This window comes from Pseudocnuella soli (genome assembly GCF_004347775.1).
Taxonomy (GTDB): Bacteria; Bacteroidota; Bacteroidia; order Chitinophagales; family Chitinophagaceae; genus Flavisolibacter; species Flavisolibacter aquaticus.
In genome coordinates this window covers 1385255-1402176 of the sequence record NZ_CP037755.1, presented here as the reverse complement: position 1 = coordinate 1402176, position 16922 = coordinate 1385255, and the positions used below count along the sequence as shown (strand labels likewise).

General features: G+C 50.0%; 13 protein-coding genes. 1 reads left to right on the top strand and 12 read right to left on the bottom strand.

Features of this window, described 5'->3' with window-relative positions; all coding sequences use genetic code 11:
• The first annotated feature begins 101 nt into the window (after positions 1 to 101).
• The gene (locus EPD17_RS06010) at positions 102 to 809 is read left to right on the top strand and encodes a FadR/GntR family transcriptional regulator (RefSeq protein ID WP_132052600.1); all 708 of its coding nucleotides are present in this window, start codon (positions 102 to 104) and stop codon (positions 807 to 809) included.
• 188 nt (positions 810 to 997) lie between these two features.
• On the opposite strand, the gene EPD17_RS06005 is transcribed toward EPD17_RS06010, so the two are convergent.
• The 12 genes from EPD17_RS06005 to EPD17_RS05955 all read right to left on the bottom strand — a co-directional run bounded on the left by EPD17_RS06005 (position 998) and on the right by EPD17_RS05955 (position 16905).
• The gene (locus EPD17_RS06005) at positions 998 to 2062 is read right to left on the bottom strand and encodes a formylglycine-generating enzyme family protein (RefSeq protein ID WP_132056221.1); all 1065 of its coding nucleotides are present in this window, start codon (positions 2060 to 2062) and stop codon (positions 998 to 1000) included.
• 89 nt (positions 2063 to 2151) lie between these two features.
• On the bottom strand, positions 2152 to 3699 hold the full coding sequence (locus tag EPD17_RS06000; protein ID WP_132052597.1) for a sulfatase family protein: 1548 nt from the start codon (positions 3697 to 3699) through the stop codon (positions 2152 to 2154).
• 422 nt (positions 3700 to 4121) lie between these two features.
• Positions 4122 to 5555 (bottom strand): GH92 family glycosyl hydrolase, encoded by a 1434-nt coding sequence (locus tag EPD17_RS20200; protein ID WP_240040757.1) that lies wholly within the window; start codon positions 5553 to 5555, stop codon positions 4122 to 4124.
• Positions 5501 to 6430: a hypothetical protein gene (locus EPD17_RS20195; RefSeq protein ID WP_240040756.1), complete on the bottom strand. Its 930-nt coding sequence runs from the start codon at positions 6428 to 6430 to the stop codon at positions 5501 to 5503. The genes EPD17_RS20200 and EPD17_RS20195 overlap by 55 nt, the downstream gene beginning before the upstream one ends.
• Positions 6431 to 6463: 33 nt before the next feature.
• Positions 6464 to 7591 (bottom strand): family 20 glycosylhydrolase, encoded by a 1128-nt coding sequence (locus tag EPD17_RS05990; protein ID WP_132052595.1) that lies wholly within the window; start codon positions 7589 to 7591, stop codon positions 6464 to 6466.
• 13 nt (positions 7592 to 7604) lie between these two features.
• Positions 7605 to 9026 carry a glycoside hydrolase family 125 protein gene (locus tag EPD17_RS05985; protein ID WP_132052593.1) on the bottom strand — a complete coding sequence of 474 codons (1422 nt, stop codon included), beginning with the start codon at positions 9024 to 9026 and terminating at the stop codon, positions 7605 to 7607.
• Positions 9027 to 9065: 39 nt separating this feature from the next.
• Positions 9066 to 9809 (bottom strand): copper homeostasis protein CutC, encoded by a 744-nt coding sequence (locus EPD17_RS05980; RefSeq protein ID WP_132052591.1) that lies wholly within the window; start codon positions 9807 to 9809, stop codon positions 9066 to 9068.
• A gap of 17 nt (positions 9810 to 9826) precedes the next feature.
• Positions 9827 to 10840: an isoaspartyl peptidase/L-asparaginase family protein gene (locus tag EPD17_RS05975; protein WP_132052589.1), complete on the bottom strand. Its 1014-nt coding sequence runs from the start codon at positions 10838 to 10840 to the stop codon at positions 9827 to 9829.
• A 33-nt stretch (positions 10841 to 10873) separates the two neighbouring features.
• A complete protein-coding gene (locus EPD17_RS05970) occupies positions 10874 to 13150 on the bottom strand; it encodes a GH92 family glycosyl hydrolase (RefSeq protein WP_132052587.1) in 2277 nt (758 codons plus the stop codon).
• A 44-nt stretch (positions 13151 to 13194) separates the two neighbouring features.
• Positions 13195 to 14292 (bottom strand): family 10 glycosylhydrolase, encoded by a 1098-nt coding sequence (locus tag EPD17_RS05965; RefSeq protein WP_132052585.1) that lies wholly within the window; start codon positions 14290 to 14292, stop codon positions 13195 to 13197.
• Positions 14289 to 15419 carry a carbohydrate-binding family 9-like protein gene (locus tag EPD17_RS05960; RefSeq protein ID WP_165929539.1) on the bottom strand — a complete coding sequence of 377 codons (1131 nt, stop codon included), beginning with the start codon at positions 15417 to 15419 and terminating at the stop codon, positions 14289 to 14291. Before EPD17_RS05960 ends, EPD17_RS05965 begins: the two co-directional genes overlap by 4 nt.
• A 16-nt stretch (positions 15420 to 15435) precedes the next feature.
• On the bottom strand, positions 15436 to 16905 hold the full coding sequence (locus tag EPD17_RS05955) for an alpha-L-fucosidase (protein WP_132052581.1): 1470 nt from the start codon (positions 16903 to 16905) through the stop codon (positions 15436 to 15438).
• Positions 16906 to 16922 lie beyond the last annotated feature (17 nt).

Genomic DNA, 16922 nt, shown 5'->3' with positions numbered 1-16922 from the left:
TTGATGGGGTTGGAGCAAAACTTTTTTCCTTTGTCACATCTATTTCTCTGGATTGGGGTTAATTTTATTGAGTGCTTTTTTAAGTCATACATATAAACCGCATGAACGAAGCTGTTTTTAAAGAGAGTTTAAGCGAACTGGACACCAGCTCGCTGGTGGATAAGGTGGAAGCCAAACTGGTGGAACTGCTGCAGCAGCGCAAGTTGCATGTGGGCGACGCCATTCCTAAGGAAATTGAACTGGCCTCGCTGCTGGGCGTAAGCCGCACCGTGATCCGTGAAGCCTTGTTGCGGCTGCGGGTGATGGGCCTTATTGAATCGAAAAAGAAAAAAGGCGCGGTCATTACCTCACCCGACGTGTTTGGCATTCTCAGCAAGAGCATGAACCCGCACATTCTGAACCAAGATACGCTGCGGGAAATGTTCGAGATCCGGCTGGTGCTGGAAATAGGCATGGCCGATTTTATTTTTCAGCGCATTACACCGGAAGATGTGGTGCAGCTCAAAGAAATTGTAAGCCAGGAGCCGCCGGCCACCGAGCAGCACCTGTTCAACATCGAACACGAAATACTTTTTCACGGCAAGTTGTACGAGATTACGGGCAATGCCACCTTGAAAAAATTCCAAGGCATGCTGCTGCCCATTTTTGATTATGTGCACAACAGCGGGCTTCTGAAAAAGCAACTGCAACCCAAAAGATATGTGTCGCACAAAGGGCTGGTGGATATTATTGAAAACGGCTCACCGGAGATGTTCCGAAATGCCATGCGCAACCATTTGGAAAATCATTTTGCGCGGTTGTTTGATTGAGGGCTTTTGGTTTTGAACCACGAAGACACGGAGGAACGAAGGGGCACGAAGGGAGAAGAAGAGAAAGAGTATTTAGCAGGTAGGTGACTTCCGGTGATGGGCAACCGATTTTATAAAAAGCGGGCTTTATCGAAATTGTTGGAGCATTTACCACAAAAGAGGACAGCAGCTATTTATATAATTTCTTTTTACCGCACATCTTTCACACACCGAAAACCAGTGTGCTCCAGGCCAGTGTCGGGGCTGCTTTTCATGCGGCGGGCCACCCGGTAGCCGCTGCAATAATCGTCGTTGCATAAAAAGCTGCCACCCCGCAATACCCGCTTGGGCGTGTAGGCTTCCTGCGGATCGAAGCTTTGTTCAGGCCCGTTGGGATTGTAGGCTGTGGCGGCTGCAAGCTGCTGGTAATACCCCGCATGATACCAGTCGGCGCACCACTCCCACACATTGCCCGCCATATCGTACAGGCCAAATGCATTCGGCGCAAACGACCGCACCGGCGCCATTTTTACATAGCCATCGGTTTGTTTGTTTAGGTAGGGAAAATGGCCTTCCCAGCTATTGGTTTTAGGCTTGCCCTTATTTACATGCTCGTTGCCCCACGGGTATACAGCGCCTTCGGCACCGCCCCTTGCGGCCCATTCCCACTCGGCCTCTGTGGGCAGCCGCTTGCCGGCCCATTTGCAATACGCCACCGCATCAAACCAGCTTACATGCACCACGGGCAAGTGGTCTTTTCCTTCAATGCTGCTGCCCGGCCCTTCGGGCTGGCGCCAGTTGGCACCACTTACCCAGCGCCACCACTGGCTATAATCTTCGTAAGGCACAGGGCCCTGTGTGGGTGTAAACACTAGCGAAGCCGCCACCAGCAAGCTATCGTGCGGCTTGGGCGTACCCGGTGGCAGGCCCTGTTTTAGCTCTTCCCAATCGGGCTTTTTTTCCGCGGTGGTAATATAGCCGGTGGCCTCCACAAACTGCCGGAACTGCGCATTGGTTACCTCGGTGGCATCCATCCAAAACGAATCGACCACAACTTTATGTTTGGGCAATTCATCAGGTGCTGCTTGCTCGTTATCGCCACCCATCAGAAAAGAGCCGCCGGGCACCAGCACCATGCCGTCTTTGGTTACAACGCCGGCATGCTGTACAGAATCACCGCTACCAAAACGCTGCGGCACAGCCAAGCAGGCGTATGAAGCAACAGTATCATCAGCGTCTGTTTTGGTTGTTGCCTGCTGGCCACAGGAAGCCATAGCTGCTATTGCAAACAGCCCAAACAATAACCTCACTTGTTCCGGTACACCTTGGTGCATCAATGCGTTTTATTATACTAAAAAATCAATCAGGGTTTTGCAGTGGGCCCTTTCACTGCCACAGTTTTTGGTGCCGCATTCATAATCCGGCGTGCATCTTCATCTTCATATTCGTCCACCAGTTGGCGCAACTCGCCTTGCAGTTGTTGCGTTAACTTTTCGTATCCCCGCTTACCCCAAAGGTTGTTCATTTCACCGGGATCTTTTTGCAGGTCGTATAGTTCCCAGCCTTCCACTCTTTTATAAAACCGGATCAATTTATAGCGATCAGTGCGGATGCCAAAATGCGGCGACACCGAATGCTCGCCATTTTCGTAATAATGATAGAACATGGCCTGCCTGCCCTCGTCATTTCCTTTCAATTGCGGTAAAAACGAACGGCCCTGCATATCGGCAGGCGGCTTTATGCCAGCCACATCCAGCACGGTGGGTGCAATATCGAGATTCATCACAAAATTATCGTTCAACGAGCCGGGTTGTATCACGCCGGGAAAGCGGGCCACCATCGGTGTCCTGAACGATTCTTCGTACATAAACCGCTTGTCGAACCATCCATGTTCGCCCATATAAAAGCCCTGGTCGGAAACATAGATCACCAGCGTGTTTTTTGCCAGGTCTTTTTGATCCAGGTAGTTCAGCATGCGACCAATGTTGCGGTCCATCGATGCGGCCGTAGCCAGGTAATCACGCATGTAGCGCTGGTATTTCCATTCGGTAAGCGCATTGCCTTTGGGGTTGCGGGCTTCCAGGTCTTTTTGAATGGCGCCATAATACGCATCGAATTTGGCCCGCTGCGCTGCATTCATCCGGGTGATATTGCCATCCTTTACTTCGCCTTCAAACATCTTCAGGTCGTAATCCATGCGCATCGTTTTACTGATGGTCATATCCTGCACCCGTGCCGCTTCGCGGCCCTTGTAGCGATCATAAAAATTGGTCGGCAGCGGAAATGTTTTTGCATCAAACATGCCCATATCCGTGGTGTCGGGTATCCAGGTGCGGTGCGTGGCTTTATGCCCCACTACCAGGCAAAAAGGTTTGGATGCATCCAACCCGTTGAGCCAGCCTTCAGCCCTATCCTGCACCACGTTCGACACGTAGCCTTCGCGGCGCAGCTTGCTGCTGTCCATTTGTATAAAATCGGGGTTGTAATAATGGCCCTGCCCTGGCAGCACTTCCCAGTAATCAAATCCCTGTGGCTTTGCTTCGAGGTGCCATTTACCGATCCATGCCGTTTGATACCCAGCCTTTCCCAGCTCTTTGATGAATGTATTTTGTGCGCCGTTGAAATGCGAATTTTCGTTGTCCTTAAAGCCGTTCTTATGGCTGTATTTTCCGGTCAGCATTACAGCGCGGCTGGGGCCGCAAATGGAGTTGGTAACATAGGCTTTGGTAAACAAAACACCTTCTTTTGCAATGCGGTCGATGGCCGGTGTTTGCATCAGTTTGCCACCATATGCCGATATGGCCTGGTAGGCATGATCGTCGGAAATAATAATGAGTATGTTGGGACGCTGTTGTGCCGCCACCTGCAGGGCGGCAACAAAGGCGCAGCAATACAATAAAAACCTTTTCATGTTTTCGTTGGATAGCCTGCACGGCGCAATAGTTTTAAAACCGCTATGCACCGTGCAGGCATATACAAGGAAAGGTATTTTATTTACGCCGTACAAACCCCATCATTGCCTGAGCAAACGATTGCATTGATTGTGGGAGAAATAAGGAAGCTGGGCTTTAAAAGAAAAGTAAGTACGCTTTCCGATGATCGGGGTGATTACCCATTACCTCGGATTCTGTCATGCCGAACTTGTTTCTGCATCTCCTTGTGCTTAAGTAAGCTCCGATAGATGTAGGAGATGCCGAAACAAGTTCGGCATGACAATCACGACAGATAAGAATTTACTCCGTTTGCATGGGTTTTAAAGCGTTTAATTAAAAAAGCAACGCCGTTGCTGGCGTTGCTTTTTCCCAGTAGGCAACTAAACATCCCAACATCCCATCAAAACACCTTTTCATCTTTTGAAAACGAATACGGCGTATCGGATTCTTTGGTGCCGCGGGTTTTGTTGGGTGTGCTGCCCATGGCAAAGTTGACCGTTCCGCCTTTCAGCAATTCCGAATGGCCCACCCAGTTTTTGCCATGTGCCTTTCCGTTCCATTGCAGGCTTTGTACGTACATATTTTTGGCGCTGGCAGTTGGTGCATTCAGCTCCAGCTTTTTACCGTTTTCCAAACTAACCATGACCTTTTGAAACAGCGGCGTGCCCAGCACATACTGGTCTACACCCGGGCAAACCGGATAAAAGCCCATGGCCGAAAACACGTACCAGGCCGAGGTTTGGCCGTTGTCTTCATCACCGCAATAACCATCCGGCGTGGGTTTGTACAATTGCTCCATTACCCGCCGTATCCAGTACTGTGCTTTCCACGGCTGGCCCGCATAATTGTACAGGTAAATCATGTGCTGGATGGGTTGGTTGCCATGCGCATACTGGCCCATGTTCATGATCTGCATTTCGCGGATCTCATGGATCACCGAACCGTAATAACTTTCGTCATAAACCGGCGGCATGGTAAACACGGAATCCAGCATGCGTACAAACATATCGTTGCCGCCCATTAATTGTTTAAGCGATGCAATATCATGAAACACGCTCCAGCTGTAATGCCAGCTATTGCCTTCGGTAAATGCATCGCCCCACTTGAATGGATTGAACGGCGACTGGAAAGAACCATCTTTGTTTTTTCCGCGCATCAATTTTGTTTCGGGATCAAAAAGATTGCGGAAATTCTGGCTGCGCTTTGCATATAATGCAATTTCCTCTTTGGGCCGATTTAGGGCCTTTGCCAGTTGGTAAATGGTAAAATCATCATAGGCATATTCCAATGTGCGGGCGGCATTTTCATTGATCTTAACATCATACGGAACATACCCCAAGGTGTTGTAATATTCCACGCCTTTGCGGCCAACAGCAGTGAGCGGTCCTTCGTTGTTGGCACCATGCACCAAGGCTTCATACAGCTTGTTGATGTCGTAACCACGCAGCCCTTTGATGTATGCATCGGCCACTACTGATGCCGAGTTGTTGCCGATCATTACGTTGCGAAAACCGGGGCTCGACCACTCGGGCAAAAAGCCCCCTTCTTTATATGCATTGATCAAACCTTCCTGCATTTCCTTATTGATAGAAGGATACACCAGGTTCAGGAATGGATAAAGTGCACGGAACGTATCCCAAAAACCAGTGCCCGCAAAAAGGTAGCCCGCTTCCACTTTTCCATTGTATGGACTGTAATGCACCATCTTTCCGGAAGCATCATACTCATAATGTTTTTGCGGAAACTGCAGCGTACGATAGAGGCACGAATAAAATGTTTTTACCTGCTCCTCGGTGCCCCCGAAACCAGCAGTTTGCCCAATTGCTTGTTCCACTCGGCCTTTGCTTTTTGCTTGGTTGTTTCAAAATTGTCAGCGGCCAGTTCGCGTTTCAGGTTCAGTTCGGCCTGCTCCAAACTAATGAACGATGAAGCGACTTTTAACACCACCTGCTCGCCTCGCCTTGTAGCAAAATGCACTACTGCACCAGCATGGTTGCCTGTTACCTCGGCAACGCCTTGCTGCAACACACTGTCCTTCCAGGTGCCTGCATTGGCAAAAGCCTTATCGCTGTATATAACAAAGTAGTTCTTGAACGCAGGTCCTACCCCACCGCTGTTGCGGGTAGTGTAACCAACGATCTTTTTTTCGGCAGGCAGCACTTTTACATACGAGCCTTTATCAAATGCATCGATCACAATAAACGAGCTATCACGCTGCGGAAAAGTAAAGCGGAACTGCGCCGCTCTTTCCGTTGGTGTAAGCTCGGTGGTCACATCATGATCGGCGAGGTACACACTGTAGTAATAAGGTTTTACCACTTCGGCCTTGTGCGAAAACCAGCTGGCCCGGTCGGCCTGCTTAAACTTTAAATTGCTGGTTACGGGCATGATGGAAAACTGTCCATAGTCGTTCATCCACGGCGAGGGCTGGTGCGTTTGCTTAAAACCCCTGATCTTATCGGCGCTATACTGGTATTGCCAGCCATCGCCCATAGCGCCGGTTTGCGGCGTCCAGAAGTTCATGCCCCAGGGCACGGCAATGGCGGGGTAGGTATTACCGTTAGACAGACTGTATTTCGAATCCGTGCCCATCAGGGGGTTCACCCATTCCACGGGGTCGCTTACTTTTTGTACCAACTGCCCGCTTGCTGCAACACAAAGAGCCAGTGATGAAATGAGTACTACCGCTTGTTTAAAATTGATTGCCATGATAAAATAAGATCGGTGCTGATTGATGAATTGCTATTTCTTTTTTGCAGGAACTTTTTTGTTGTCGTACATGGCCCGGAATGTAGCCCAGGGTGTGTTGCCGGCATCGACTGCATCGCCATTGCTTGCAGGATTTGTTTTGCCATAAAAACCATCGAGAAAAGCGCCGGCAGAAGACCAAACTGTTTCCACCACACCCAGATAACGGTCCTTTTGATCTTTTGGCGCATCGCGCCGGAACTGGTGCATGTCTGCCACTTGTTGCACCGCCACCTCTGGTTTGCGCCACGGGCAGGTAACAACTTTAAAACCTTTCATAGCAAAATACACAGCGGTTTTATCGGGCCGCTCATAATGCCAGTCACAGATCACTACATCCTTCGGGATCATATCAATGGCCCGGTGCGTGTTGTTGAAACTTCCTTCCCACATACCGATGCCTGTTGTTTTACCATCAATAAGTCGGTCGCCCCAAATCCAGAGCTCCCGGCCTTTTGCCGAAAGGTGGTCACGAATTTTGCGCACCTCGCCGGCAAACAATTCCGCTTTGTCGCGGCCGCCGCAGCGTGGGCACTTTTCTTCGCCTATATAAAACACTTCGTCCATGCCCGCATGAAAAGCATCTGATTCAAATGCCGCACATATTTCATCCACCAGTGCAAACACTACTTGGTGCACATCGGGATGCAGCGGGCAATAACTTTTGCAATACAAACCGTCCGCATTAGGCCATTCGTATTTCTCGGGCATTTTTACCCATGGCGTTTCGTCAAACTGCGGGTACACCTGTAGCAGTTTGCCGGTTGTAGAAGCCCACGACTGGTGCCCCAATAAATTGATCTGCGGAATAACACGAATGCCATTACGCCTGCAGGCAGCTACCAGCTTTTTCACATCGCCATTGGATAGTGCGCCATTGCCCACTAATTCGGGATGAGAGGTGAACTGGTAACCAAAATCGACCCGCAGAATCAGCGTGTTGATCTTGCGGGGCCCCAGTTCTTTATCTATAAAAAGAACAAACGAATCGAGGTTGCGGGCCGATGGTGCAGCAATGGCCACTCCCCGAACGGGCAGGCTATCGGCAATAGACTGACTCCTTGCATTCGCCTGCAATATCAATACAAGAATGAAGATTAAAAATGGGTGCAGTGGTTTCATATCGCTTTCCGTTTTAGGCCAGCAACTGCGGTTTTTCGCGGAAGGTTTTCCAAAGAAATTCGCCAAACAAGGTGTTGGCCCAGGCAAACCACTTGCGGGTAAAATTCTTTGGATCGTCTTTATGAAAAGATTCGTGCATAAAGCCGGTGCCGCCGTGTGTTTGGCGCAGCAGCTCCACGCATTTTTTGATCTCTGCATCGCTGTTGCTGGTAAGACCCTGCATGGTAAGGCTGATGGGCCAGATCATATCCAAACCGGTGTGCGGACTGCCAATGCCGGCGCCGCTTTTACCTTTAAAATAAAACGGGTTGTTCTCCGAAAGCAGCAGCTTGCGGGTGTTGATATAAACTGGATCATTGGCTTTTACGGCACCGAGGTAAGGCAACGAAAGCAGGCTGGGCACATTGGCATCATCCATCAGGTTGAAGGAGCCAAAACCGTTCACTTCATATGCATACACTTTGCCCACTTGCGGCAGGGTTACCGTGGCGTATTGCGCCAAGGCTTTTTCCACTTCAGTAGCCAGTGCTTTTAGCTCATTCGCCAGCGTTGCATTTTTGCGAATGCCATTCACCATTTCAGCAGCCTGCTTCAGGCTTACCACGGCAAAAAAGTTGGCGGGAATCAGGAACGGGAAAATAGTGGCATCATCACTGGGCCGAAACATCGAACAAATAAGGCCAACAGGTTTTACCGGGTAACCATAACCAGCCAGCGGCACACCATCAGTGGCCCATGCCGTTTTGCGTTGAAACGAATAAGGTCCTTTTCCTTCCTTGCGCTGTTGTTCGCGGAATGTTTTTAAAATGGTGGCAATGGACTGTTCCCACGCTGCATCAAAAGGTGCTGTATCGCCGGTGGCTTTCCAATACAGGTAAGCCAGCCGTATGGGATAACACAGCGAGTCGATCTCCCATTTTCGTTCATGGATGCCCGGTAGCATCTTGGTGATGTCGGTTTCCTTCCATTCACTCACTTTGTTTTCATCCTTAAAAAAAGCATTGGCATAAGGATCTTTCAACACGCAGGCTGTTTGCCGGTTAATCACACCGGCAATCAACCGCTTCAGGTCCGCATCTTCCCGCACAAACTGCAGGTACGGCGACACCTGCGCGGTGCTGTCGCGCAGCCACATGGCGTCGATATCGCCGGTGATCACATATGTGTCCGGCTTGCCATCTTTTGCTTCAAAATCAATGGTGGTATCCAGTGTGTTAGGGAAACAGTTTTCAAACAACCAGCCCAGCTCTTTATTCGCAACTTTCGACTGAAACGTTTTAATGGCTGCCTCAACGCTGTTGCTGCGGAAATGTCTTTTATCCAGCGGCGTACGCACCACCGGAAATTCGTCGGCTATGGCGGCAAACGAAAATTTTTGAACGGCCATGCCTGCAGTGAGCATACCCATATTCCTGATAAACGCACTTCTATCCATGATGTATTGCTGCTTTTATTTGTATTTCAAACCGTTTTGCTAAGCTATGGAAACTGCCGCCAATGCTGCTTTTAAAGCGGCCACTTCGGTTTCCTCTATTGCCGGCATTACAAAATCATCGGCTGTTGGCACAAACGATGGATGCTGAAATTGCATGCTGCTTTTTACCGTGCTGCGCAATGAAGAATGAAACTCCACGGCACCGGTTTGTTCCGCGAGGGCTTTGATATTTTCCTTGCGTACGCCACTGCCCGGCATAATGATGATGCGGCCATCGGCAGCTTCGACCAACTGGCGGATCAGGTCGGCACCATCCGGCGCCACCAACTCCTGCCCCGATGTAAGTATGCGCTGGCAACCGGCATCAATAATATCTTCCAATGCTTTGAACGGATCCGCACAACGGTCAAATGCACGGTGAAACGTAACCTCCATCGGGTAAGCTGCCGCCACTGCTTTTTCCAGCCTCACCGTATCCACCGATCCGTCTTGCAACAGGAAGCCGATCACCACACCTTCGCAACCCAGGTCTTTGCACAGGAGCACATCGTCGAGCATGATGCGGAACTCTTCTTCGGTGTATAAAAAATCGCCGCTGCGTGGCCTAACGATGGGGAAAATGGGCACGCTAAAATCCTGCTTGCACTTTTTGATCAATCCAAACGATGGCGTTAGGCCACCTTCGGAAAGTGCACTGCATAATTCAATGCGATCGGCACCGCCACGCACTGCTGCAGCAACAGTGGTGTAATCGTTTGTCGCAATTTCGATGGTATATTTCACGTGGGTGTATTCAGTGGTTAAAACAAATGTTTGCCGTTCACTATAAAGTTCTTGTCATCGGCATGGCACACCGCAAAGGTGAAACCTTTTTGCAAACAATAACCGCCGTATTGCCCTTGTTTGTTGATGGCGATAAAGCCTACCTGGTTGGCTTTGGCGCGGGCTGCATCTTTTTTTACAATCCGTTCCACTGCTTTTTTACAAGCCGCCTCCGGCGACAAGCCCTGCCGCATAAACTCCACCACCAGGTGGGTGCCGCAAATGCGGATCACTTCTTCGCCCATACCCGTAGCTGTGGCTGCGCCCACTTCATTGTCTACATACAAGCCCGCACCAATGATGGGCGAATCGCCCAAACGTCCGCGCATTTTAAAACCCATACCGCTGGTGGTGCAGGAGCCGCTCAGGTTGCCCTGCGCATCCATTGCAATCATACCAATGGTATCGTGGTTCCATTCACCGTTGTCGAAACGGGCCGGCGCAAATGGACCATGCCCCTTATTTTCAATGTTGATCACCGGTTTGTACTCCGATTTTTTCAGCCATTCTTTATACGCCTTTTCTGCATCGGGCGAAAGCTGTTGCGGCTCCAACGGGAAGCCTTCGGCCACGGCAAACTTTTGTGCACCGTCGCCCACCAGCATTACATGCGGTGTTTTTTCCATTACCCTGCGGGCCACCGAAATCGGATGTTTGATGCGTTCCAGTGCACCCACGCTGCCGCAGTTGCCCCGTTCGTCCATGATGCAGGCATCGAGGGTTACAATGCCATCTCGGTCGGGATTGGCACCCAGCCCCACACAGCAGTTTTGCGATGCTTCGGTAACCATTACGCCGGCTTCCACCGCATCTAGTGCACGGCCACCGGTGCGCAAAATTTCCCATGCACGCCTATTGGCATTGATGCCTTCGTTCCAGGTGGAAATAACAATAGGCCGCAAGGGCTTTGTGTTTCCTGCAAATAATTTATTCGAAAAAATAGTGGCTGCACCCAGCGAGCCCAGTTGCAAAAAGTTTCTTCTGTTCAGCATTGTATTGCTTATAAAAATGGAATGAATCAGGGTTTAACGGATCTCTGAATAAGGCCGGTCTTTTGGTGCAACGCCCCATGTTTTAGATGGCTGGCTGCCCATTTCCAGTTGTAGCACGCCGCCCGCCATGATGTCTTTGTAAGTAAGATACGATTTCGTGTACAGCTTGCCGTTAAGTGTTGCTTTTTGAATGTACTTGTTGGCGGCGCTGTTGTTGCGTGCCTGCACTCGGAATGTTTTTCCGTCTTCCAGTTGCAAAGTAGCATCGTTAAAAAGTGGGCTACCGAATACAAACTGGCCATTGGCCGGATTGGCCGGATAAAAACCCAACGACGACAAAATATACCACGCCGACATCTGGCCCACATCTTCGTTACCAATCAAACCATCGGGTTTATCAGTGTAAAAACTGTCCAAAATATAGCGCACCTTTTCGGCGGTTTTCCAGGGCTGCCCGGCATATGCATATAGGTAGGTAATGTGGTGGCTGGGCTCGTTGCCATGTGCATATTGCCCAATCAACCCGGTAATATCATTCGATGCTTCTTCGCCCATATCGCCGTGCACAAAAAACAGGGAGTCGAGTTTGGTCACAAACTTTTGTTCGCCGCCCATGAGCTGCATCAAACCTTCCACATCCTGCGGTGCCAGCCAGGTGTATTGCCATGTGTTGCCTTCAGAAAAATCATCTTTGCGGTGTTGCGACAGGAACGGGCTAAACGGCGTACGCCATTCCCGTTCATTAAGCTTGCCTCGTACAAAATTGGTGCTTTTATCAAAGTATTGCTGGTAGCCCTTTCCACGCTTGCTGAAATAGGCATAGTCTTCCGCATTGCGCATGCGTTTGGCCATTTGTGCAATGCTCCAATCGGAGATGGCATACTCCTGCCCCATCGCTACCGATTCCACCATGCTGTCGGCAGGTATATAACCCAATTGCTTGATATAGCTTAAGCCGCGTGTATCGCCCATCGCTGTGGCTTTTACAGCTTCATATGCAAGCGCCGTATCAAATCCTTTGATGCCTTTGAGGTAAGCATCGGCCACCACCTGCACACCGCTGTGGCCGGGCATGGTGTTGGTTTCGTTGCCCATGAGGTGCCACACCGGCAGGCTGCCCTGCTGCTGGTAAATGGCCAGCATCGAAGCAATCATATCACCGGTTCGTTTGGGTTGTAAAATGGTAAACAGCGGATGTGCACCGCGGTAAGTATCCCACAAGGAAAAAGTGGTGTAATTGGTAAACGGCGCATTACGGTACACTTTTTTATCGGTGCCCATATAATCGCCATTCACATCATTGAACAGCGACGGCGCGATCATGGTATGATACAACGCGGTGTAAAAAGTACGCAGCTTGCTTTCGTTGCTGCTCGTCACTTTTACTTTGCCCAACTCTTTATTCCATGCGGCATCTGCAGCTTTTGCAACCGCTGCAAAATTCCAATGCGGAATTTCAGTTTTCAAATTGAGCGCTGCATTTTCAATACTTACCGGCGAGATGGCCACTTTTACCTGCAGCTTTTCACCGCTGCGCAGATCGAAATGTGCAACGCCTTTTACAAACTTGCCGGTGTAACTTTTACCTGCTTGCAGCACGGTGTCTTCATACAGTGCAAAAGCTTTGATCTTCTTTGAAAAAACAGCAGTGAAAAACAGGCGCTGATCTTCGGCCCATCCTTTTGAATGCCGATAGCCGGTAACAGTGGTGTCGTTTACCCATTGCAGCGATGTGTTGGTTGCCAAATCCCAGCCAATGCCTTCGCGCAGATCAATCACCATATGCGGGTTATCGGCTGAAGCGAATGTGTATTGGTGAAAGCCCACCCGCTCCGATGCAGTGAGTTCGGCACGAATACCGCTGCGCTGCAATGTCACAGCATAATAACCGGCTTTGGCAATTTCATCTTTATGATCAAAACGGCTGTAGTAGCCGCTGTGCGGATCGCCGGCTTTGCCTTTGCGCAGCTTTACGGCACCGTTTGCAGGCATCATCAAAACGTCGCCCAAATCGCCAATGCCGGTACCACTGAGATGGGTATGCGAAAATCCAATAATGGTGGAATCGGAGTAGTGATAGCCCGAGCACCAGTCCCAGCCCTGCGACATATTTACTGGGCCCAATTGCACCGCGCCAAAGGGCACATTGGCACCCATAAATACGTGGCCGTGAAAAGAAGTGCCGATGAACGGATCGACATATTTCGTTAACGAAGCGGCACTGGTGTTGCCCGCCTTTTGCTGCGCAAAAATGTGGGACGCTGCAAGGAAGCAACAACCGGTTAGGAATATGGAACGGAAAATGGTCATAATGATTTATGTGTCGTTACAAGTATTGTTTTTGTTTGCGCCTTCTATAAATACTGCTTAGTTGCAGCCGACGCCTTTTTCAATGCATCTAAAACATCATCTGTCACAGAACCAAAAATGGAAATGCCGGCAGCGCCTTTTTGCAGCGCATAAGTCATGCCCTGTTCTACTTCTGCAGTGTTTTTAAAATCGGGCAAATACAGCCCGGCATACAGCGGGAATTTCTGGTGCAAGGCCTGCACGCCTTCAGTTACCGCATCGCCAATCCAGGCAACGGGCTCTTTGTAAAAGCCATGATAGATCATGGGGCAAATGCCGTCCAGATTCCAGGCCACCCAATCCTGCCGCACATTGCGACGGGCCACTTCCGGCGTGGGAAATACTGCCGCAGTGATCGGCTTCTTTTTGCTTTTGGCCACCAGCGCCAACCTGTTTACAATGTTGGTGATGGCATTGTAGCGATACAATCGCCACGACAGATTTTCTTCCGGAAACTGCACCTCATTGAGGTTGGTACCGCGCCAGGCTTTAAACTTTTGCTGGCATACTTCGCAATAACAATAGTCGTATTCTGGCAACTCTTTTGTTTGATCCACTTTGTAGTTATCCCAAAGATTTACGGGCAGCACCACATCGCAGTAGCGAACATAATCGAGGTGTATGCCATCGATGTAATCTTTCGACAAAATATTGCGTACATCAGCTTCAAGGTATTGCGCCACTTCTTCTCGCGACGGGCAAAGCCAGCGGTAATAACCCACGTAGGGTGGCTTGTCGGCACAGGATTCACCTTTGCGGTTTTGTGCATACCACTCGGGGTGCGACTGCAACAATGATTGTTCGCCGCGGTTCATCGTCCACATCCAGCGGTGTGCTTCCAGCTTTTCAGCTTTCGCGGCACGGTAGTGCATTTCACCGTCGGCTTCAAAGAAAATACCGCGGATGCCTGCATCGTAATATTTTTTATACAGCTTGCGCAGGTCGGCTTCATTGTCTTTTGCATTAGGCCGAGTCCACACCCAGTGCTTCCATGCTTTCTTTTTATCTGCAGTAATATCACTTGTAGTTGCAGCCGCCGTCAGTACCGAAGGTGCAATACCGGCCAGCATTCCTGTTTTCAAAAAATTCCTGCGGTTCGTCATAATGGCTTTGCGGTTTGTTGCACCAACCCATCATTGTTCAGCGTGATGGTGCTGTGTTGATCTGTAATAGAAGCAATAAACTGGCGGCTGGTTGCTTCGATGGATAATTTATTCGGCTGCCCGTTTACCACCACATCAGGTGTAGCGATGTTGAGGTCCTGCAGACTGTTGGCATATTTTCCATGCTTTTGGTAAAATGCTTTTTGCCGGTAATACACCAGCCATAGGTGCGGCCTGCGCTGCTCGTTGTAAGGCATTGTAAAAACTGTGGTCGCTTTGCGGGTAAACTGCAAATATCCCCAACGTTCGGGATAATGCATATCGATCACACCTTGCGGCGACCATACCCAGTTGTATTCGGGTAGCAGTTTTCCCTTGCTGTCCTTTTTCCTTACATAACGGCCGTTTACCATATCGGTTTGCCAATGCACTCTTGAAAAATTGATGCGCCAGATAGCGCCTTCGGCGGGTGTACGCCATGTATTGCCCGCAACAATGCTGCGAAATGGAATGGCCATTTCCACCGTCCAGCCTTCGTCTTTATCGGCGCTGTTGTTGAGGGTTCCATGCACCTGCACAGCCGATTGCAGGTCGGACACATCATAACCAATCATGGCACTGGCGCCATTGCGATAAGGCTTCGGCATCATCAGGTCCAGAATGGTGTTGAACGCATTTACCTCCACTTCGTAATACTGGTGGCCGTTGTTGGATGGACTGACGAATACTTCAAAATCATTGTCGTGGTAAATGATCGTATCGCGTTTTTTCAGCGTGGCCCAGACATGCGGTTCTTCGAGATAAGCAGCTACAAACAAAAACGAATCGTTGTAGGTCATCTTTACCCTTGTGGCATGGAGCGGCTTTGGCTTTTTAGCCCCTTCAATATCTACAAACAGATCGGTCCATGCGGCAACTTTCCATGCGGCTTCGTCCAGCTTACCATCAATGGCAATGGGTGCATCGGTATACGCCGCCACATACGATTTTGGTTCCGTAAATAGGGCTTCGTACGGTGCAAAAGAAGCCTGTGCACCGGCATATTCTCCTGCGCACAGCAGTAGCATCAGTGCACTCCAGCGGCGGCATTGCACGGGCCATGTAAACAGGTTGTATAAAAACTTCAAATGGGGGAATGTTTGGTTAGTAAATAGCCAGGCTCGACAACAGCGGGCATGCTTTGCTGTCGGTGATGTTGATCCGAAGCTTGTCGGTTTGCACGCCATTCAGTTTTAAAATGCGCTTGTAGCCAATGGTAGTGGCGCTTGCCAGTTGCTGCCATTGCCCATTAACCCACGCCGAAACGGTAAACGCTTTTACACGCTGCCCAAGGGCAATAGGTTCCTGCAGCATGATGTACTGCACCGGCTGCACACTGTTTAACTGTAGCTCCACCGATGCAGACCGCACCGTATCATCAGTGGCCCAGTAAGTCTCGTCATTGTTGTCGGTTAAATAAGCTGCTGCAAATTGACTGCTGTTGCCACGTGTGTTGGATGCAGTAACCGTTGCACCTTTTGCGAGGTTTGTTTTGAACGATGCATCCAGCAATTTTTTAAAGCCCTGCAACGATGCTACATCTGCGGGATGAAAACGACCTTCTTTATTGGGTGGCACGTTGAGCAACAAATTGGATCCGCGGCCAACAGAAGAGAGGTAAATATCAAACAAGCGTTGCGGCGATTTTACCAAACTATCTTCTTCCGCATGATAAAACCAGCCCTTGCGGATGGACACATCTACTTCGGCGGGAATCCAATGCGTGCCGTCTTCCGATCCGGTGTTGAGCAAGCCTTCAATACCCGCTTTACCCGCATACAACGTATCGGGGTTGATGATGCTCCAGTTCGTTTCGCCGGCCACGCCCCGTTCGTTGCCCACCCACCGAATATCCGGTCCTGCATCGCTAAAAAACACCACGTTGGGCTGCAGGCCACGCACCATATTCAGCGTAGTGGGCCAATCGTAATACGTAGCGCCATTGATGCGGCGGCGTTCGTTGGCACCGCCATAATAACCATCGCCACCATTGGCTCCATCAAACCACATTTCGAAGATGGGTCCGTATGATGTGAACAATTCCTTCAACTGGTTGCGGTAATATTCTACGTACGATGGCTGTCCATAATCCCCCCGGTTACGGTCCCAAGGCGAAAGATATACGCCGAACTTCAGACCTTCCTTTCTACAAGCTTCTGCAAGTTCTTTTACCACATCACCCTTGCCCCCCTTCCACGGGCTGTTCTTCACCGAATGTTCAGTGAATTTGCTGGGCCACAGGCAAAAACCATCATGGTGTTTGGCTGTAAGAATGACGCCTTTGAAACCCGCTTCCTTCAATGTTTGTACCCATTGCGCAGCATCTACCTGCGCCGGGTTAAAAACAGATGGCTGTTCATTTCCATAACCCCACTCCAGGCCAGTAAATGTGTTGGTGGTAAAATGGATGAATGCAGTGAGCTCCATGCGGTGCCAGTCGAGTTGCTTTTGCGAAGGCAGGGGCAGCAGGGGTGCAGGCGCTGCAACACTGGCGCTTGTAGCTGTTGTTTGCAGTGCTGGCTTGCATGCGGCAAACAGCAAAACCGGCAACAACAGTGTATATAATTTCCTCATGTTGATTGTTGTTTAGT

Bases quoted from the DNA above. Each gene is read 5' to 3' on its own strand.
- EPD17_RS05970 (WP_132052587.1), bottom strand. From the start codon at position 13,150: ATGACCATTTTCCGTTCCATATTCCTAACCGGTTGTTGCTTCCTTGCA.
- EPD17_RS06000 (WP_132052597.1), bottom strand. From the start codon at position 3,699: ATGAAAAGGTTTTTATTGTATTGCTGCGCCTTTGTTGCCGCCCTGCAG.
- EPD17_RS06010 (WP_132052600.1), top strand. From the start codon at position 102: ATGAACGAAGCTGTTTTTAAAGAGAGTTTAAGCGAACTGGACACCAGC.
- EPD17_RS05965 (WP_132052585.1), bottom strand. From the start codon at position 14,292: ATGACGAACCGCAGGAATTTTTTGAAAACAGGAATGCTGGCCGGTATT.
- EPD17_RS05975 (WP_132052589.1), bottom strand. From the start codon at position 10,840: ATGCTGAACAGAAGAAACTTTTTGCAACTGGGCTCGCTGGGTGCAGCC.
- EPD17_RS05955 (WP_132052581.1), bottom strand. From the start codon at position 16,905: ATGAGGAAATTATATACACTGTTGTTGCCGGTTTTGCTGTTTGCCGCA.
- EPD17_RS05990 (WP_132052595.1), bottom strand. From the start codon at position 7,591: ATGAAACCACTGCACCCATTTTTAATCTTCATTCTTGTATTGATATTG.
- EPD17_RS06005 (WP_132056221.1), bottom strand. From the start codon at position 2,062: ATGGCTTCCTGTGGCCAGCAGGCAACAACCAAAACAGACGCTGATGAT.
- EPD17_RS20195 (WP_240040756.1), bottom strand. From the start codon at position 6,430: ATGGCAATCAATTTTAAACAAGCGGTAGTACTCATTTCATCACTGGCT.
- EPD17_RS05985 (WP_132052593.1), bottom strand. From the start codon at position 9,026: ATGGATAGAAGTGCGTTTATCAGGAATATGGGTATGCTCACTGCAGGC.